The organism is Nonomuraea sp. NPDC049152, from assembly GCF_040648355.1.
Taxonomy (GTDB): domain Bacteria; phylum Actinomycetota; class Actinomycetes; order Streptosporangiales; family Streptosporangiaceae; genus Nonomuraea.
In genome coordinates this window covers 29,077-46,239 of the sequence record NZ_JBEZDO010000046.1, presented here as the reverse complement: position 1 = coordinate 46,239, position 17,163 = coordinate 29,077, and the positions used below count along the sequence as shown (strand labels likewise).

The following is a 17,163-nucleotide window of genomic DNA, read 5'->3' as shown; positions in this document are numbered from 1 at the left end:
ATCGCTTGCACTGCATGAGGAGGGCGACCAGGTCGAGTCTGACGAGTTGGACGCGCTTGGCGGCATCATGACGTTTCCTCGACCCCGCCTGCTCTACTACGCGGCTGACACCCGTGTGTGGCTACCCGGTGACGAGCAGGAAGCTGAACGCGTCGCGGGCGAGGCATTGGCGGCATACCGCGAGGCTGCGCCCCAGGAGCGGTCTTACAGCGATGAAGCGGGTGCGCGCGCCGATCAGGCGCTCGCCAGAGTCGCCATGGGTGACCTCGACGGCGCGGTCGACGCCCTCAGGCCCGTTCTGGAGTTGCCGGTGGATCAGCGGATCGGCGGCATTGTCGCCAGCGTGATGCGCGTCCACGCTGCCCTACGCACCCCCGACTTCCGCGCTGTCGCCGCGGCGCGCGGGCTTCAGCAGGGAGATCGAGGCCTACGGGCAGGTCTCGGCCAGAGCCATGCTGCCTCGCGGGCACTAGGGTCAGCAGACATGTATCCCGTCCTGGTCACTCCCTTGGCTCAGCTTGCGTGAGTTCACGCCCGACGACGTGGATCCCCTCACCGGCGTCTACAGCGATCCGCAGGTTGTCGAGCACATGAGTTTCCACCTTGGCCCGCATCAGCCATCGTCCTGAGGGCACGCGCAGTCCCGCCGCGCCCTGGGCCATGCCTCGGGCTCGGAGCTGCGCACCCAGGCCCGGCGCGTCGAGCGCGCGGACCGCGTTGGGCGCGAGCGTGATGCCGGAGCCCAGCGACTGGAAGGCGGGCGCCCGTTCCAGCAGCGTGACCCGCCAGCCGGTGCGGCGCATTCCGATCGCGGTGGCCAGGCCGCCAATGCCGCCGCCGACGATGAGCGCATGGGAGGAGTTCATGATGGTCATCCCCTTTCAAGGGCTTCCATACAGCACTGTATGGTACGCATAGTCTTATCAAAGGGGGTCAATGATGGAGATCGTGGGGTTACTGGCGGCCGCCGGACTGGCCGCCGCGGGCGCTCTACACGCCGTATGGGCCTTCTCGCCGTGGCCCGCCGCTGACCGCACGACCCTGGCCAAGGTCGTGCTGGGCGACGAGGGTGAAGGATTTCCGTGGGCGCCAGCGTGCGTGGGCATGGCGGCCGTGCTCGCCGGTGCGGGCTATGTGGTCGCGGCCCGGTCGGGGCTGCTTCCCGTGATAGGGCCGCGCCAGCTCTACACGGTAGGGGCGTGGACGATCGCCGCCGGGCTGCTCGCGCGGGGAAGCGTCTTCCCCGCTGTCATTACCTTGCGGGGCCGGAGTGGCCCGGAGTTCAAGACCTGGGACCTGCGGGTCTACACGCCGGTCTGCCTGGTGCTGGGGGGCCTGTCGCTCGCCGTCGCGCTCAACTGAGCAGCATGTCCACCAGGCCGGCGACGTTGCGGTCATTGCCGTACCCCAGGCTTTCCTCCGCGGGCGAGTTCCGCTCGGCGGAGGGTATGCCGCCGGCGGCCCCGGTTGGCTGCGCAGCATCCTCAGATAGGTATGCATGTCCGGATCTGTGGGTTAGTGGTCCTTGTGGACCTCTCGTCCGGGGCGCAAGGCTTGGCGACGTGAAAGATCTGGTGGTGGCCGTCTACGACGGGGTAGTGCTGCTGGACGTGGCGGGGCCGGTGCAGATCCTGCATGGGTCCTGTGGCTATCGCATCCGGCACGCCTCGGTCGATGGGCGGCCCGCGCGCACGGATGTCGGTGTGCCGTTGGGGGTCGACCTGGCTCTGGGGGAGATCGAGGGCCCGATCGACACGCTGCTGGTGCCAGGGTACGCGCCGCCGGACGGCGACCGCCCCGGTGAGGCGTTCCTGAAGGCGCTGCGGGACCTCGGCGCTCGCGCGCGCAGGGTGGCATCGGTGTGCACGGGCGCGCTCCTGCTGGCCGAGGCCGGCCTGCTCGACGAGCGGCGGGCCACCACGCACTGGGCCGCCTGCGCCGAACTGGCGTCCCGGTTCCCGCGCATCACCGTGGAACCCGACGCCATCTTCGTACGTGACGGACCGGTCGTGACCTCGGCCGGGGTCACCGCCGGAATCGATCTGGCGCTGGCCCTCGTGGAGGAGGACCACGGACCGGACATCGCGCGGGCGGTGGCCAAATACATGGTCGTGTTCCTGCAACGCCCGGGCGGCCAGTCGCAGTTCAGCGTTCGCGGGGCCGTCCCCGCGACGCGTCACCCGGCGTTGCGCCGCCTCCTGGACGTGGTCGCGGCCGACCCGGGGGGAGACCACACCCTCGCCGCGATGGCGGCTCAGGTCGCGCTCAGCGAACGCCATCTGACCCGGTTGTTCCGCCGCGAGGTCGGGCTCACCCCCGGCCAGTACGTCGAGCAGATCCGGGTGGAGGCCGCGCAGGCCCTCCTGGAGACCAGTGCCGAACCCGTGGCGTCGATCGCCCGCAGGTGCGGTCTCGGGTCCGACGAGACGATGCGCCGCACGTTCCTGAAGGTCCTGGGCGCCACTCCGACCGCCTACCGCCAGCGCTTCCGCACCACCTCCCGTTCGCCGATGATCCCGAAGGAGAACATATGAGCTCGTCCCTGAACCGCCGCACACTGCTGGGAGCCAGCCTCGCCGGCGCGGCGAGCCTGGCCGTCGGCACACCTCCCGCCAACGCCAAGCCCCGGTACGCCGACCTGTCCTTTCCCGCCACTCGCGTCGCCAAGGCGGCCCGGCGACTGGTGACCGACGCGCAAAAGCCGTACCTGCGGAACCACAGCCTGCGCAGCTTCCTGTTCGCCCGGGCGGCCGCCGCCAAGGCCGGACGCCTACCGGGCCGCGACTACGACGCCGAGGTCGTGTTCCTCATCTGCGTGCTCCACGACATGGGCCTGACCGAACGCGCCAACACCGGCCGGCGGTTCGAAATCGACGGCGCCGACTTCGCCGCGCGGTTCCTGGAGAAGCGCGGCATCACCGACCGCCGCCTCGACACCATCTGGGACGGTATCGCCTTGCACACCTCCTACGGTATCCACGAGTCGCCGGTGTTCGCCCGCCGCCGCCCGCCGGAGATCATGATCGCCCAGAACGGCATGGGCATAGACCTGACCGGTGGCCCCAGCGACCTCCCCGCCGGATATGCCGAACGCGTGCACGCCGCTTATCCCCGCTACGGCTGCGCCCGAGTCTTCACCGACGACCTCATCGCGCTGGGCCTGGCCGACCCGCGCAAGGCGCCGCCCATGACGCTGCCCGGCGAGATCCTGCACCAGCAGCGCCCCGATGCTCCCTACACCAAATGGGAGGACTTCCTCGCCGCCAGCGGCTGGAACGACTGACGGCGCGTCTCAGCCGCGGTCCTGGCCGATCCTCTTTCTCACACAGATGAGCGGATTCCACGTTCGATGAACGAGATCAGCTCCTCGGTGAGGACCTGGGGCTCGACAGGGGCTCGGCGCGGGGCTCGCCAGTCCGGCCGCGCTCGCGGGTGCGGTGAGCGGGTTCCCGGCGTCGCGACGTGGTACACCGCTCGGCATCTGGGGCGCCGTCGCCGGGATCGCCAACGTCATCGGGCCGCTGCTCGGCGGGCTGCTCACGGCCGGACTCGGTTGGCGGGCCACCTGGTGGGCGCTGCTGCCGTTGGTGGGCGCGGCGGCACTGGCAGTCGTGCTGGCAGTACAAGCAGGGGAGCGGCAGGGCGAGCCGGCCAGCTGGCGGCGGCTGGTGCGGCTCTCCGTCGCCGTTCCGGTGGCGGCGGCCATGCTCACGTTCACGGTGATGATCGGGTCGTTCTTCCTGATCGAGCAGTACCTGCAGGACGAGGTCGGCTACAGCGCCCTGCTGGCCGCGGCCGCGCCGGTCGTGGTGGCGGTGTTCACAGGGGCCGCCGGGCCGGTGGCGGGCCGGCTCACCGACGCTCGCGGCGAGCGCCTGCCCGCCGCCGTGGGGTTCGCCGTGGCCGGCGCGGCACTCGGCGGCTACGGCCTGACCGGCGCGCCACTGCACGGCCCGGCCGCCCTGCCGCTCGGCGTCCTGCTCGGGCTCGGCCTGGGCCTGCTGTTCGCACCGGTATCCCGGTCCGCCCTCAACGCCGTGCCCCAGCAATTGCACGGCCAGGCGTCGGCACTGATCTCGTCAGGCCGCCTCGCGGGCGCCGCGCTCGGCGCGGTCCTCGCCGGCGCGGCCGCGCGCGCGGGCACCGGCGCTGACCAGGTGCACACGGCGCTGGTCTGGGCGGCTGGGCTGTGCCTGCTGCTCGGCGTGCCGCTAGCGACCAAACTCCGCGAACCAGCGACCATACCGTCCACAACGGACTGACCAGGGCAGCGACGAGGTCACCAGCCAGCGGTCACCATGGAGATCCCAAGGAAGAGTACGGCGCTCGTCGAGTCCCTCCAGCAGGCGCAGGGTGATCGTCGCCCGGTGCTCCGGCGTCAGCCGTTCCAGCGCGTCCTTGAGGTCCACGCAGATCTCGCCGTCGTGCGGCGCGGGCAGGTCGCCCAGCTCGGCGTGCACGCGGCCGCCGTCTCCGCCGCCGCGGGGACGCTGGTGCGTGGCGTGCTGGGAACAAGGCCTACGCCGTAGTGGTGATGCGTTCGATCCGAGGGGCGGCCAGGCGCAGGTAGTCGTCTGTGGCCAGGGCGACCGAGCGGTCCAGGCGGGCGGCGTTGAAGAACAGCTCGGGGAAGGCCAGCAGCGACTGGTCGGCGATGAGTTCCAGCCGGGGGTGGTAATTGATCGGCAACACTGTCCCGCTCACGCTGCCGGCCAGTTCCTCGGCCTTGTCCTTGGCGGCAAAGGAGACATAGCTGCCGCCCAGCAATCTTTTGACAGCCTCCAGGTCCAACCGGGCGTCGCCGGGCACCACGGCCAGGACATAGCGGGTCTGCTTCTTGCCGATCTTCACCATGACGACCAGGCATTTGGCGGCCTGGGCGACCTCGTGCCCTCGCAGGGCGCTGACCAGCTCGGTGCGTCCTTCCGGCGCATGGTCGATCAGCCGGTAGCGCGCCCCTGCGGTATCCAGGTCCGCGATCAGACGCTCGTAGGCGTCCGGCGCCGGCTCGGTGCTCAGGTCACCAGTCACTGCTCAAAGCCTCCTTGGCGGTCGCGATGCGTTCCTCATCGCGCTGATAGAACACCCACTGTTTTGATCCTCTTGCCGTCGTCTGGCTCCCCACGCCTCACCTCCGCGGTCCGCGCTGTGGCGCGGTGTGGTCGTGGCCGTGGTAGTGGGGTGAGACGTCGCGCCAGTCGATGCCGGCCCGGCGGGCTCGGTTCAGCGCGTCCGGGAGGCCGTCTGGCCATGGCCGGCCGTGGCCGGGCAGTACGACCCGCGCGTTCAGTCCCTCGAGGTTGCGCAGGCTTGCCAGAGCCTGGTCGGGGTCGTCGTTGAGTTTGCCGGGCATGATGCCGACCCCGCTTCGGCCGGTGACCACGTCGAGGGTGACGAGCGCGTCGCCGGTGAGCGCGACGGTGTCGTTCTGGGCGACGAGCGTGCTGCTTCCAGGGCTGTGCCCGGGCGTGTGGATGACCCGCAGCTTGCCCGGTACGTCGAGCACCTCCCCGTCGCTGAAGGTCGAGGCTTGGAGAATGGGCGGCACTCGCATGATGCCGTCACGCATCCATGCCACGTTTACCGCCAGATTGTGTGGACGCCAGAGGTTGTGGATGATCCGCCGGGGCGGTCGCCGTAACCCGAGGCCCCGGCTGAGCGGCCGGTCCGCTTCATGTACGTGGACGCGGGCGTCCGCTTCCCTGCGTACCCGTTCGACGATGCCCAGGTGGTCCGCGTGGCCGTGGGTCAGCACCACGGCCTCGATGGCGTCGATCGACAGGGTGCGCCGGGCCAGCCAGTCCAGCAACTGTGCCCAGTGCGTCGGCATGCCGCCGTCGATAACGGTGAGCGCGCCCTTGTCCTCCAGGACGTACCAGTTGACGTGGGAGTCGCCGAAGCGGTACAGCCCAGGCGCCACCTCGCGACGGCTTACTTCTCTTTTGGAAGTCACCAGCTAGACGATACACGGGCAACTTCACTTATGGAAGCTGATACCGTCTGGTCATGGCAGCACGCCGGAACCTGGCTTATGACAACTGCCCCGCGGCCCGGGCGCTGGACGTGATCGGCGATCGCTGGGCGCTGATCGTCGTGCGCGAGATCCTCAAGGGCGCTCATAGGTTCGACGACCTGCGAGAACGCCTGCCCGTGAGCGAGAACACGCTCGCCCGCAGGCTGCGTGAACTTACTGACGCGGGCATCCTCCGCAAGCAGGTCTACGCCGAGCGCCCCCATCGCTTCGAATACGTACCCACCGAGGCCGGCTCCGCGCTCAGGGACGTGCTCCTCGCGCTCGGCACCTGGGGGGCGACCTGGACTGTCCCGGACCCGGCAGGTCCTCCACCACCCGAGTTCCCGCTGAACCCGTCGAGGTCTGGTACGAGGCCGCATAGCTGAGCTCGGCTTTCCGGCACGACCACCGTGACGCAAATCTAGTGGAACACGTCATCTTTCCCACTAGTTGGCCGGTGTTCTCTCGTTGAGAGTGGTACTCATTCGGCGGAGCCTGGACGGTCGAGGCGGAGTCGATTCGCAGGCCCAACCGTCTCGGCCTGCTTGCCGCCACGGAGGGCAGCTTCGGCCCGCAACGTCCACGATTTGATCGCACAAGGAAGAACACATGGCACATCACGTACCGGTCGCGCCCCGGACCGAGGAACGCCAGATCCCCGGGCATCGTCTGGGTGAGAAGGAGATGCTGTGGGTCTGGCTGCGGTTCGCTCGGGCGACCGTGGTGGCCAAGGCATCCGATCTGCCGGAATCGCAACTGCGCGCGAAGCTGGTCCCGTCCGAGACGACCATGGGCGGGATCCTGACGCACCTGGTGACGGTGGAGCAGCACTGGTTCGGCAACGTACTCGGCGGGCTGGATATCGCGATGCCTTTCCATGCAGGTGATCCGGATGGCGACTGGAAGGTCGCCGAAGATGTCCAGCGTGACGCCTTGATCGACGCCTATCGCACCGCCTGCGCCGTGAGTGATCAGGTCATCGCCGCGCTCGACCTCGACGACATGGGCGCGCAGACCGACGACGACTACACGCTGCGATGGGCCCTGGTCTACGTGACGATGGACACCAGTCGACATGCCGGCCATGCCGACCTGCTCAGAGAGCTTCTCGACGGGGAACGCGGATGGTAGCGACGCGAGCCCGTGCCTTCGGCATCGTGATCGGCTCGGGCCCTACAACGCACGTTGACGGGATCATCGCGCACGGGCGGGATGGCCGGGCGCCTCAGCGCGCTGCTTACGTGATCCTCACTGTCGCGATCACCCGTCAGGACGCGTCAGGAGAGCCGATTCGTCGTGTGTGGGCTGGATGTTCCCTGTCCACCGTCGTCACCGTCGGCAGCTGCGATGATCGCCGTAAGCTGACCGTGCAGCGTCCCCCGATGCGGGGCGAAAGTGCCGGTCATGGAGGCTGAGCCTACGGTGAACGCATCGACGCCGGCGGAGGGGCCAGCATCATGGCGTATTCGCCGGTACCGGTGAGCTCGGCGAGGATCTCGGTGTGGCCCGGGTAGGGCAGCCCGGCGAGCCGCAGCGCCCGAGATTGCGGTGGCGGAGGCGATCGAGGGGATCATCGTGATCGGCAACGTGCTGAGGCCGATGGTCGCGGTGGCCTGGCGCAGCCGCCCGGTCAGTCGCCGGTCGCGACGACCCCCGCTTTCTCGATCATCAATACCGCGCTGCGAACGGGCACGACGGGCCGGTGGAGCATCCCGGCCGGGACCGTGAAGGCCTGCCGGGGGCCCAGTTTCGACGGTCTCGGCGTCCTCGAGCTCGATGCGGAAGAGACCGTCCAGCACGAAAAAGAACTCATCCTGCTCATCGTGCTTGTGCCAGTGGTATTCGCCTTGCATGACCCCCAGCCGCACCAGGACATCGCCGACCTGGATCAAGGTCTGGTTGTACCAGGGGTCGTCGACTCGGTCGATCAACGCCTGAACGTTCATTGTCTGGAGGGTCGTGAACAACGGTTCGTAATGGATGGCGTAGTTCTGCCGGTGGTCCCCTTGCCACATGGTTCCTCCTGCCCGGGCGGCGGTGGCGCCGCCGACTCGTATACGGGGTATTACGACGTGCTGGTGATGCGTTCGATCCCGGGGCGGCCAGAGCGTGGATGATCGTCGTTCACCTGAGCGATCGGACGGTCCAGCCGAGCAGCGACCTTCGGGCGCTACTGAACGACCAGGCCGAGATCTGTGAAGGCCCAGGCGGGCTCCTCCTCATCGCACTGATCGGCGAGGCACTCCACAACGACGCCCTCGCTGACGCCCTCACCACCGCGTTCATCGTGCCGGTCCAGGCGCGAATGGAGGCACTTGTCCGACGGGCTGTCGATCGGGGCGAGATACTCCAGGTGGAGAACCTCCGCCTCATCAGTGACCTAGTGATCGGCCCCATGTTCAGCCGTGCCTTTCTCGCCCGTGGCGCACTGGACCCGGGAGCACTCACCGAAATGGCCGATCAGCTAATACTTTTCCTTCTCCACGCACTCAACGCCCGCGCGGGATGAGTCCCTGCTCGCGTTCGGCCAGCCGCTTCAGGTTGTGGAACTGACGGTGCATCATGAGGAGGTCTCCCCAGGCCAGGAACGGCTTGAGGAACCTCTGGAAACCGTTGACCGGCTCGTGGACGGTCTTGACCACCAGCCTGCTTCTTCCATCACCCAGGTCGCGGGCCACGTAGCTGACCGCCAGCCTGCCGTACACGGCTTCGCCGCCCTTGCCGGACACCGCCAGTGTCAGGTGATGACCGTCTTCGAAGTCGACGAGGTCGAACAGGTCCATGAAACGCTGTCCCCGCTCCAGGCGGTCCGTGCCTGGGGTGAGCTGCCGGGGAGTCGGCATGCCGAACAGGAAGGCGAAGCTGTAGCTGGAGACCTTGAGCTGGCACAGCCATCTGAACAGCACCGCCCGGTCGGCTTCCACGGTGACCGCCCGAAACAGCGGCTTGGAGGTGGCGGGCAGGTACTGGTCGCAGGCGTACTCGGCACGAAGCTCCTCATCGGTGGCTCCCCAGACCAGCGGGATACGCGCGTTCATCGGGACCTCTCTTTCTGTGCACTACTGTTTGGAGGTGGCGACTCGTAACGGAGAGCGGCTTCTCACTCGTGATGACTGGTCGCGCGCCGCGCTGAACGCGATGGCCGAGGGTGGAATCGCCGCTGTGGCGGTCGACCGGCTGGCCTCGCAGCTGGGCACGACGCGGGGCAGCTTCTACTGGCACTTCAAGAACCGGCAGGACCTGCTGGTCGCCGCGCTGGACATGTGGGAGAAGGACGGCATCACCGATGTCGAGTCCGCCCTGCGGCCCCTTGAGGACCCCGAGGAGCGGCTACGCACGATCTTCGAGACGGCCTTCAAGCATCCGACTACGGCCGAGGTCGAGGCCGCGCTGGCCGCCAAGGCCGCTGACCCGCTGGTGGCGCCGGTCCTCCAGCGGATCACGACCGCGCGCCTGCGACTGCTGCGCCAGATCTTCGCCGACCTCGGATTCGATGAGCGGGAATGCGACGTGCGCGCCCGCATCTTCCACGTGGCCTACCTGGGCCACTTCCAGGCGCGCAGGGGCACTCCGGAGGTGTACGGCGACACCGCATACCTCGCGCGACTGGTGGAAATGCTCCTGTCGCCCCGGCTTCCTGACACCGGCTGACCATCAGCCCTGCCCGCGCAGCGTCACCGCGAGCGATCTTCATAACGCGGCCCCTCGCTCGAGGATGTCCCATGACTCGTACCATACAGTGCTGCATGGAAGCCGCTGCAGCTGGGGGCGACGCACTCATGCCCTCCGGCAATTTCACTCTTGTGCCGCCGCAGAACGCCACAGCCCATGGGGAAGCGACCGTGCTCATCGGCTGTAGGTGAGGTCTTGGACTTCGTCATGGACCCGCGCGCCCACGCCACCATCGACGGCAAGATCGGCGCCATCCGATGGGTCTGCCGCGACGGTGACACGGTGGTCTTCCGGTTCCGGGCCCGCCTGTTTGGCGTACCCGGGCCACTTGTCACGCACCGGATGACACAACCGGCCACGAACGCGTCGACATCGCTCCCGTGCCCCCCGCATGACCGGCTGGCCCGCTTCAGGGCGTCCTTTACCTGCACTCCCCATCTGCGGGGAACCGTCGTCACACGGCTGCAGTCCGACCTCGCGCGGCCGCTGGCCTGGCCGGCTCGACGCTCTCACGTTGGCTGAGCCGCGAGGTGCCAGCCGAACTGAAGGCTGCCAAAGCCCGGCTGGAGCAGACCGGCTGACCCCCTCACCCCGAGAAAGCCACTGGCCATGACCGTCGACCCCCACGCAGGGCCTGCTGCACCGCGGCTCCGGAGCCAACACCGCGCTCCAGGACGCCGCCGTACTCTGCCGCGCGCTGATCGCCGCCGATCGTGGCGACCTGGGCCTGCTCGACGCCATCGCCGGTTATGAGGAGTCGCTGCGCCGCTACGGCTCCACCGTAGTCCAGGCCTCCGTGGACGGCTTGGGCGACTTCCTTCGGCGGAACTGAGGTTCCGCGCCCATGTGGGTGCTGATGGCCGAGCGCGTTCCTGGCTCCGGGCCCGGGCCTCAGCCTGAGGGGAACAGCGCGGCGGCCAGGTGCTCGCCGGGTTGGATGCCGGGCGGGATGGCGAAGACGGCGCTGCCGGTGTGCTTGATGAAGGCGTTAAGCCGGTCGGAGCCTGCCAGCTTGCGCTGGGCGCGGATGAACGCCTCCGGGTCGCGGACATAGGCGCAGAACAGCACGCCGCTGTCGTAGCTGCCGTGGCTGTTGCCGCTGTGGTGCTCGTGTAGGTGGCCGTCGTCCTCGTTCGCGTGGCCGTGCTCGACGATGATCGGTTCGGTGATGCCCTGCACGGCGTAGTCGTAGTTGTACGAGCGGCGCAGCATCGGGATGGCGCGTACCAACGCCACGTGCGCGTCGGCCGGAATGGCGGGCCGGCCGTCCGGGCCCTTCTTGCCGAGGTCCACGGTGGTGAACTCGCTCCCTCCGCTCAGCGGCGCGCCATTGTCCCTGCGGCGGCCGATGACCAGGTCCTGGTCGCGGGCGGCGGTGAGGTCCCACTTCGGCAGGTCCAGGCGGATCTTGCGGAAGACGAGGTAGCTGCCGCCGGTGAACCATTCCGGCTCCCCGTCGGCCGCCCACACGGCCTGGTCGAACTCGGGTGTGCCGGGCTTGGGATTGCTGGTGCCGTCCTTTTGGCCGAGGAGGTTGCGCGGGGTGGAGCCGCCGAAGGTGCCGAGGAAGCCCTGCTGGCTCCAGCGCAGCCGCGCCAGTCCGGGCGCCTGGCCGCGCAGCGAGCGGAAGGCGTGGCTGACGACCTGCGGGTCGTCGGCGCAGATCTGGGCGATCAGGTGGCCGCCGCTCCAGGCGGGCTCCAGCCGGTCGGTGGAGAAGGCGGGCAGCGGGCGCAGATGCGCCGGCCTGTGCTCCTTCTGGCCGATCAGGTCGAACACCTCGGGGCCCAGGCCGAAGGTCAGCGTCAGGCTCGCAGGGTTCAGGCCGTCGGCGACGCCGGAGCCGGCGGGCGCGTCGGGGCGGTTGCCCGGGATCGGGCCGGGCGGGTCGCCGAGCATGAGGCGTTGGGCGACGGTCGTCCAGCGCGTCATCAGCTGCTGCAGGTTGGCGGCGATCTTGGCGGTGGGCAGGTTCGCGGTCTGCAGGTCGAAGGCGGCGAACATCGCGTAGTGCTGCTGCCGGGTGGTGATGCCCGGCTGGTGGGCGCCGTGCGGCCCGGCGGGCGAGGGGGTGGCCGGGGTCGCCGCGTCGCTCGCGCCCGCGTGGCCGGAGGCGGCGCCGGGCTGTGGCTTCAGGCCGCCGGCCAGCAGCGCTCCGCCGGTCGCGGCGACGCCCGCGGTCGCGACGATCGAGGCGATCGCGCCCCGGCGGGAGACGGATTCAGGCATCGTAGTCGCCCCATCCGGCGAGCTCGCGCCACGTGGGCCAGGCCTGTCCGCTCGCCTGCCGCAGCATCTCGCCGGGAATGCTGAACGGCGGCGCCTTGTGCGGCTTGTCCAGGGCCTGGGCGACGACCGCGTCGTGCAGCACCACGGCGGCGCGTAGCCTCGGCAGCACCTCGTGGATGTGCTCGGCATAGCCGTCGGGCAGCGCGGGCCCGTCCGCGCCGAGATCGTAGCCGGCGCCGGCGGTCACCAGCGCGATCTCGGGCCGCTTGCGCTGCGCGACCTCGGGGACGAGATGCAGCGCGATGGCGTCCCAGACGATCATCGTCTTCTCGGACGGCATGCCGCGCTCCGCGAGCCAGGTGGCGGCCAGGTCGGCACCGTCGATGTCGAAGCGCTGGTCCCCGTTGCCGGGTTCGCTGAGGCCGGTGTCGTGCAGGACGCAGGCGAGGAACAGCAGTTCGTCGTCGTAGTCGCGGCCGGGGCGCAGGCCCTGGCTCTCGCCGATGAAGCGGCCGTAGAGGTAGGTGCGCATGCTGTGGTTGAAGATCGCCGGCTCCTCGATGGAGCGGACATAGCGCATGGCGTCGAGCGTCAGGCCGCTCCAGGGGAACGGCAGGCCGTCGTAGGCGTCCATCGTGTCATCCTTCCTGTGTGTGGAGGGCTCGCAGGGCGAGCAGCCCGCCGATTGCGGGAATGAAGGCCCGCCACCTGGCACCGTTCGGCGAGGTGGATGGGGCGAGGTAGGCGGCCGCGATGACGGCCACGTAGGAGATGCCGTGCAGGGGGCCACCGAAGGTGGTGACGGCCTTCGCGTGCACGGTGAGCAGGTTGGCGATCAGGACTGCCAGCGTGGTCAGCTCCACGGCGGCGGCGATTCGCAGGAGGCGCATCGGGTTCATCCCCCTTGACCGGAGCCGGGCCGGACGATCATCAGGACCACCACGACCGCCCAGGCCAGGTTGTAGACACCCGCGAACATGGACAGCAGCCGCAGCCGCCCAGGGTCGCCGGGGTCGGCGAGCACCTGGCGCTGGCGCGGATAGATCTGCGTGGCCAGCAGCAGGGCCGCGACGGCGGTGAGGATCATCGAGATGGTGATCCAGATCTCGCCCATCCGGCCCTGGACGACGGCCAGGGTCATCCCGGCCAGTGGCACGGTGAGGCCGAGAACGGCGTACCCGCGAGTGATGCGGTGTAGAGCGACGGCGACGGACAGGCTGCGCCCCTCTCCAGCCGCCGCGGGCGCGTAGCGGGGAAACAGACTCGTGGCCGCGGCCGAGCCCCCGACGAAGACGATGCCGCCGAGCACGTGCACGGACAGCAGGGCATGTTCCAGCAAGTCTCTTACTCCAACCTTCAGGATGACTGAAGCCTAGCCAGCGCTTCAGTCGCCCTGAAGCTTGGGGTACGCGGACGGTCAGCCCGCCGATTCGCCGAAGGTTGGGGGGTACCCGGACCCGTCAGCCCGCCGATTCGCCCAGGAACGCGGCGAGGACCGCCTGGCCGATCCGGCGCTAGACGGGGTCGGCCTCCGGGCCGAACAGCCGCTCGTCCACCTCCGCCACCGCCTTCTTGGCGGCCTGGAGGAGGCGGGAGCCGTCCGGCGTCACCTCGATCGCGGAGGCCGAGCCCGCGCGGGCGGTGTGGTCGCGCACCAGCCCCGCCGCCGCCAGTGCTTTCACCGCCCTGTGCACGCTCTGCACCGTGACGCCCGACATTCGGGCCAGATCGCTGAATGACACCCCGGGCACGCCGGCGATGTGGCCCAGCAGTCCCAGCCGGCTGACCGTCAGATCCAGCGGCGCGAGGGCCGCGCCGCGCTCGGCCTCGAGCGCCGGGCCAGCGTCAGCACCACGATAGAGGCAATGGTCACCGGTGGGGTCGGGCGACCGTCGTCATTCACCTCACCAGTTTGGCATCGGCGCACAAGGTTCCCGATCACGTGCTTGGCGACGTTGGACCCGCTCAAGGTGTTCCGCGCCGGGGATGAGGCCGGGGTACTTGTCGCAGGCGGCAGTCGGAGGGATGCCCCTCTTCGGTGGCTCTTCAGACCGGCGGGACCAGTGTGTTCGCTCGCAGTCATGCGATCTCGCCCTTCCTGGCCCGGCTGAGAGCGTTCACCACGGCCTCGATGTCCTCGGCGCCGGTGCGATGGCTGGTCAGGCACAGGCGGATGGCGGAGCGGCCCGCGAGCCGTACCGTGCTGATCCAGGCCGCGCCGCTGGCGACGACGCGACCGGCGACGGCCGCGTGCCAGGCTGCGCTGGCCTCGGGGCCGCCTGCCTCGGCCTCGGGGGCCACCACGCAGATCACGGGGAGAGGGGTGTCGTTGACCCGCTGCCAGCCCTCATCCCGCAGACGGCGTGCCAAGAGCTGTCCGAGGCTCACGTCGCGTTCGAGCTGCTTGGCGTAGGCGGGCAGCCCGGCGATGGCCAGCGCGAGGTAGACCTTCAGACCCGCGAAGCGGCGCGACCACTGCACGCTGGTGGTGTACGGATCGGGGGCGCCTTCGGTTTCTGCGGGCATGTAGGAGGTCGCAGCGTGGAAGCTTTGTCCGAGCGCGGCCGCGTGCCGGGTGAGGAACATGCCCGCGCCCATCGGCGCCGACAGCCACTTGTGCGCGTCCACGGTGACGCTGTCGGCCAGTTCCACCCCGGCCAGCAGTGGGCGCAACCGGTCGGACAGGGCGATCGCGCCCGCCCAGGCGGCGTCGACGTGGAAATGCAGGCCCCATTCTGCGGCCAGGGTCGCTAGCTCTGGCAGCGGGTCGAGCGCGCCGCCCGCCGTCGTGCCCGCCGTTGCGACCAGCAGGAACGGCTCCAGCCCCGCCGCCAGATCGGCCGCCCGCATCTCGCGCAACGCGCCCGGGTCGAGGCGGTGCGCCGCATCCACGGGTACCAGCCGTACGGCGTCGCGGCCGAGCCCCGTCATGTGCGCGATCTTCAGCCAGGCCAGGTGGCTCTCGGTCGAGGTGTACAGCACCGGCCGCCCCTGCACGCCGGACTGCGCGTACGACGGGAACCTGCGGGTCAGCGCGACGATGACGGCGGTCAGGTTGGCCTCGGCGCCACCCACCGTGAAGCTGCCCTCCGTGCCGTCGGGCAGGCCGAGGCGCCGGGCCAGGAAGCCCAGCATGTGCCGTTCGATCTCGACGGCGGCGGGGGCGTGGCTGTAGGCGGCCAATTGCGGGTTGACCGCGGCCGCGACCAGCTCGCCCGCGACGCCCCACCACGTGGGAGTGGGATTGAACAGCCCGAAATAGCGCGGGTGCGTGGTGTGCACGCCCCACGTCGAAAGCACTCGCATCACCTCCTGAAGGACCTGCTCGGCCTGCGCTCCCTTGGCGAAGTCCTGACCGGCCAGCCAGCCGCGGATGGTCTCGGTGCCTGGCTCTGGCGGGGCCACCGGCCCGTCCGCCACCTGCTGCGCGTGCCGTACGACGAGGTCGACGGCCGCCGCCAGCAGCCGCGCGCCCTCGCTCTCGCTGATGTCCAGCGGTCCTGATAGATCCATGACGCCACTCTCTCGGCGACCGGCCCTGGTCACCAGTGGCGTAAATGCCGTGTTGCACTAGATTTAAGCCATGGCTCGCATTCGTGTCGTCGTGCCGGTGTTGGATGAGTGCCCGCTGTTCGAGCTGGCAGTACCGTGCGAGGTCTTCGGTCGCGACCGCAGCGACCTCAGTCCCGACTGGTACGAGCTGACCCTCTGTCACAGCGCCGCCGGCGAGCAGAAGTCGCTCGCCGGCGGGCTATGGCTGCGCGCGAGCCGTGGGCTCGACGCGATCGTCCGGGCGGACCTCGTCGTCGTGCCCGCCTGCGTCGACGGCGGCTACGAGCCGCCCGAGGCTCTGCTCACCGCCTTGGTGGAGGCACACGCGCGGGGAGCACGCATTGCCTCGCTGTGCTCCGGCGCTTTCGTGCTGGCCGCGGCGGGCCTCCTCGACGGCCGTGAGGCCGCCACGCACTGGATGCACGCCGACGAGCTGCGGCAGCGCTACCCACAGGTCACCGTCAACCCGCGAGCGCTCTACATCGACGAGGGCGACATCCTCACCAGCGCGGGCACGGCGGCGGGCATCGACCTGTGCCTGCACATCGTCCGCAACGACTTCGGCGCGGCCGTGGCGGCGGAGGTCGGGCGGCGGATGGTCATTGCGCCGCAGCGGGAAGGAGACCAGACCCAGTACGCCTGGCCCGCGCCGCTGGCCGGCGGTGGGGTCCAGGGGCTGGCGCCGGTGCTGGACTGGGCGCTGGAACGGCTGCACGAGCCGCTCACCGTGCCGCGGCTCGCCGCGCGGGCAGGGATGAGCACGCGGCACTTTGTGCGCCGCTTCCACCAGGAGGTGGGACTGCCGCCCATCCGGTGGCTCACCCAGCAGCGCATCGCCCGGGCGCGCGAGCTGCTGGAGACCACCAGACTGCCTGTCGACGCCGTCGCCGAGCGTGCCGGCTTCGGCACGGGCAGTGGGATGCGGCAGCACTTCACCAGGGCCGTCGGCACCACCCCGTCCGCATACAGGCGCACTTATCAGGGCTCTCACTGACCTGCTGTCAGACGGCGAGGCGGGAGAGCAGTTCTGGGTGATCGGCCAGGGCGGTGCGGGCTGCGGCGTTGACCGCATCGATGGCGGGGGCGCGGTCGATGGTGTCCCATTGCGGCGGCTGCTGGGAGGGTGCCGGGTCGTATTCGATTGCCTGTCGGATCAGCTCGCCCAGGTTCTGGCCGGCCAGCTTGCCGACGATGTGGAGGGACATATCGAGGCTGGCCGACACGCCGGACGCGGTGATCAGCGGGCCGTCTTGCACCCAGCTGTCGGTGGCGGGTGTGGCGCCCAGGCGGAGCAGCAGGTGGCGGGCGGCCCAGTGGGTGGTGGCCTTGCGTCCTTCCAGCAGCCCGGCGGTGCCGAGGATGAGCGAGCCGGTGCAGACAGAGGTCAGCAGCTCGGCGTGCTCGGCGGCGTTGTGCAGCCAGGTGATCAGGGGTCGGCTGGCCATGGCGGCGAAGGCGGGCTCGCCGCCGCCTGGCACCATGACGGCGTCGGGGTGCGGGATCTGCTCGAAGGTGTGTGTGGCGGTCACCGTCAGCGGGGTGTCGGTGGGCAGGGCCTGCGGTTGCCCGGCGACGACACAGACTCGCCAACCGGAGGAGAGGGTGGCCATCAGGGACATAACCTGGAGCGGGACCACCAGGTCCAGCGGGGTCAGGCCGGGGAACAGGACGAAGGCGAAGGTCTTCGGCTCGGACAC

Annotated in this window: 23 protein-coding genes and 1 pseudogene; 11 read left to right on the top strand and 13 right to left on the bottom strand. The window is 69.7% G+C overall.

Going from position 1 to position 17,163, the window contains the following annotated elements; translation table 11 throughout:
* Positions 1–121: 121 nt before the first annotated feature.
* On the bottom strand, positions 122–358 hold the full coding sequence (locus AB0B45_RS47295) for a hypothetical protein (RefSeq protein WP_358144894.1): 237 nt from the start codon (positions 356–358) through the stop codon (positions 122–124).
* A gap of 142 nt (positions 359–500) precedes the next feature.
* Entirely contained in the window at positions 501–866 is a 366-nt protein-coding gene (locus AB0B45_RS47290; protein ID WP_358144892.1) for an FAD-dependent monooxygenase, read from the bottom strand.
* Between the two features lie 70 nt (positions 867–936).
* On the opposite strand from AB0B45_RS47290, the gene AB0B45_RS47285 reads away from it, so the two are divergent.
* From AB0B45_RS47285 to AB0B45_RS47265, 5 genes and pseudogenes are all read left to right on the top strand, one after another.
* Positions 937–1,362: a DUF3995 domain-containing protein gene (locus AB0B45_RS47285; RefSeq protein ID WP_358144890.1), complete on the top strand. Its 426-nt coding sequence runs from the start codon at positions 937–939 to the stop codon at positions 1,360–1,362.
* A gap of 200 nt (positions 1,363–1,562) precedes the next feature.
* On the top strand, positions 1,563–2,534 hold the full coding sequence (locus AB0B45_RS47280) for a DJ-1/PfpI family protein (RefSeq protein WP_358144888.1): 972 nt from the start codon (positions 1,563–1,565) through the stop codon (positions 2,532–2,534).
* On the top strand, positions 2,531–3,283 hold the full coding sequence (locus tag AB0B45_RS47275) for an HD domain-containing protein (RefSeq protein WP_358144886.1): 753 nt from the start codon (positions 2,531–2,533) through the stop codon (positions 3,281–3,283). Before AB0B45_RS47280 ends, AB0B45_RS47275 begins: the two co-directional genes overlap by 4 nt.
* Before the next feature lie 118 nt (positions 3,284–3,401).
* Positions 3,402–4,262, top strand: a pseudogene (locus AB0B45_RS47270) (MFS transporter); the annotation flags it as partial.
* A 36-nt stretch (positions 4,263–4,298) separates the two neighbouring features.
* Positions 4,299–4,529, top strand: a complete 231-nt coding sequence (locus AB0B45_RS47265; protein WP_358144884.1) for a hypothetical protein — start codon at positions 4,299–4,301, stop codon at positions 4,527–4,529.
* Here the strand turns inward: AB0B45_RS47265 and AB0B45_RS47260 are convergent.
* Together AB0B45_RS47260 and AB0B45_RS47255 are read right to left on the bottom strand one after the other, a co-directional pair.
* Positions 4,519–5,031 (bottom strand): YbaK/EbsC family protein, encoded by a 513-nt coding sequence (locus AB0B45_RS47260; RefSeq protein ID WP_358144882.1) that lies wholly within the window; start codon positions 5,029–5,031, stop codon positions 4,519–4,521. The genes AB0B45_RS47265 and AB0B45_RS47260 overlap by 11 nt on opposite strands.
* A 97-nt stretch (positions 5,032–5,128) precedes the next feature.
* Complete coding sequence (locus AB0B45_RS47255; protein WP_358144880.1) at positions 5,129–5,953, bottom strand: MBL fold metallo-hydrolase; 825 nt, start codon at positions 5,951–5,953, stop codon at positions 5,129–5,131.
* A 53-nt stretch (positions 5,954–6,006) separates the two neighbouring features.
* Here AB0B45_RS47255 and AB0B45_RS47250 point away from each other — a divergent pair, with 53 nt between their 5' ends.
* Together AB0B45_RS47250 and AB0B45_RS47245 are read left to right on the top strand one after the other, a co-directional pair.
* The gene (locus tag AB0B45_RS47250; protein WP_358144878.1) at positions 6,007–6,399 is read left to right on the top strand and encodes a helix-turn-helix domain-containing protein; all 393 of its coding nucleotides are present in this window, start codon (positions 6,007–6,009) and stop codon (positions 6,397–6,399) included.
* Between the two features lie 223 nt (positions 6,400–6,622).
* Complete coding sequence (locus AB0B45_RS47245; RefSeq protein WP_358144876.1) at positions 6,623–7,144, top strand: DinB family protein; 522 nt, start codon at positions 6,623–6,625, stop codon at positions 7,142–7,144.
* A 286-nt stretch (positions 7,145–7,430) separates the two neighbouring features.
* On the opposite strand, the gene AB0B45_RS47240 is transcribed toward AB0B45_RS47245, so the two are convergent.
* Positions 7,431–7,532, bottom strand: a complete 102-nt coding sequence (locus AB0B45_RS47240; RefSeq protein ID WP_358144917.1) for a hypothetical protein — start codon at positions 7,530–7,532, stop codon at positions 7,431–7,433.
* A 594-nt stretch (positions 7,533–8,126) separates the two neighbouring features.
* Here AB0B45_RS47240 and AB0B45_RS47235 point away from each other — a divergent pair.
* Complete coding sequence (locus AB0B45_RS47235; protein WP_358144874.1) at positions 8,127–8,522, top strand: TetR-like C-terminal domain-containing protein; 396 nt, start codon at positions 8,127–8,129, stop codon at positions 8,520–8,522.
* Here the strand turns inward: AB0B45_RS47235 and AB0B45_RS47230 are convergent.
* Positions 8,503–9,051 carry a hypothetical protein gene (locus tag AB0B45_RS47230; RefSeq protein ID WP_358144871.1) on the bottom strand — a complete coding sequence of 183 codons (549 nt, stop codon included), beginning with the start codon at positions 9,049–9,051 and terminating at the stop codon, positions 8,503–8,505. The two genes, AB0B45_RS47235 and AB0B45_RS47230, sit on opposite strands and share 20 nt — an antisense overlap.
* A gap of 34 nt (positions 9,052–9,085) precedes the next feature.
* Here AB0B45_RS47230 and AB0B45_RS47225 point away from each other — a divergent pair, with 34 nt between their 5' ends.
* Together AB0B45_RS47225 and AB0B45_RS47220 are read left to right on the top strand one after the other, a co-directional pair.
* Positions 9,086–9,664 (top strand): TetR/AcrR family transcriptional regulator, encoded by a 579-nt coding sequence (locus AB0B45_RS47225; RefSeq protein ID WP_358144869.1) that lies wholly within the window; start codon positions 9,086–9,088, stop codon positions 9,662–9,664.
* 216 nt (positions 9,665–9,880) lie between these two features.
* Complete coding sequence (locus AB0B45_RS47220; RefSeq protein WP_358144867.1) at positions 9,881–10,207, top strand: hypothetical protein; 327 nt, start codon at positions 9,881–9,883, stop codon at positions 10,205–10,207.
* 369 nt (positions 10,208–10,576) lie between these two features.
* Here AB0B45_RS47220 and AB0B45_RS47215 read toward each other — a convergent pair whose 3' ends face one another.
* From AB0B45_RS47215 to AB0B45_RS47190, 6 genes are all read right to left on the bottom strand, one after another.
* A complete protein-coding gene (locus tag AB0B45_RS47215; protein WP_358144865.1) occupies positions 10,577–11,914 on the bottom strand; it encodes a Dyp-type peroxidase in 1,338 nt (445 codons plus the stop codon).
* The gene (locus AB0B45_RS47210; RefSeq protein ID WP_358144863.1) at positions 11,907–12,548 is read right to left on the bottom strand and encodes an HD domain-containing protein; all 642 of its coding nucleotides are present in this window, start codon (positions 12,546–12,548) and stop codon (positions 11,907–11,909) included. The genes AB0B45_RS47215 and AB0B45_RS47210 overlap by 8 nt, the downstream gene beginning before the upstream one ends.
* Before the next feature lie 4 nt (positions 12,549–12,552).
* Positions 12,553–12,804, bottom strand: a complete 252-nt coding sequence (locus tag AB0B45_RS47205) for a hypothetical protein (RefSeq protein ID WP_358144861.1) — start codon at positions 12,802–12,804, stop codon at positions 12,553–12,555.
* A gap of 5 nt (positions 12,805–12,809) precedes the next feature.
* Entirely contained in the window at positions 12,810–13,253 is a 444-nt protein-coding gene (locus tag AB0B45_RS47200; protein ID WP_358144859.1) for a hypothetical protein, read from the bottom strand.
* 175 nt (positions 13,254–13,428) lie between these two features.
* Positions 13,429–13,656, bottom strand: a complete 228-nt coding sequence (locus AB0B45_RS47195; RefSeq protein WP_358144857.1) for a winged helix-turn-helix transcriptional regulator — start codon at positions 13,654–13,656, stop codon at positions 13,429–13,431.
* Between the two features lie 337 nt (positions 13,657–13,993).
* The gene (locus tag AB0B45_RS47190; protein ID WP_358144855.1) at positions 13,994–15,427 is read right to left on the bottom strand and encodes a pyridoxal-dependent decarboxylase; all 1,434 of its coding nucleotides are present in this window, start codon (positions 15,425–15,427) and stop codon (positions 13,994–13,996) included.
* A gap of 70 nt (positions 15,428–15,497) precedes the next feature.
* On the opposite strand from AB0B45_RS47190, the gene AB0B45_RS47185 reads away from it, so the two are divergent.
* Complete coding sequence (locus AB0B45_RS47185) at positions 15,498–16,460, top strand: helix-turn-helix domain-containing protein (protein ID WP_358144853.1); 963 nt, start codon at positions 15,498–15,500, stop codon at positions 16,458–16,460.
* A gap of 7 nt (positions 16,461–16,467) precedes the next feature.
* Here the strand turns inward: AB0B45_RS47185 and AB0B45_RS47180 are convergent, their stop codons facing one another.
* Positions 16,468–17,163, bottom strand: coding sequence for a DJ-1/PfpI family protein (locus AB0B45_RS47180; protein WP_358144851.1), 696 nt, complete (start codon positions 17,161–17,163; stop codon positions 16,468–16,470).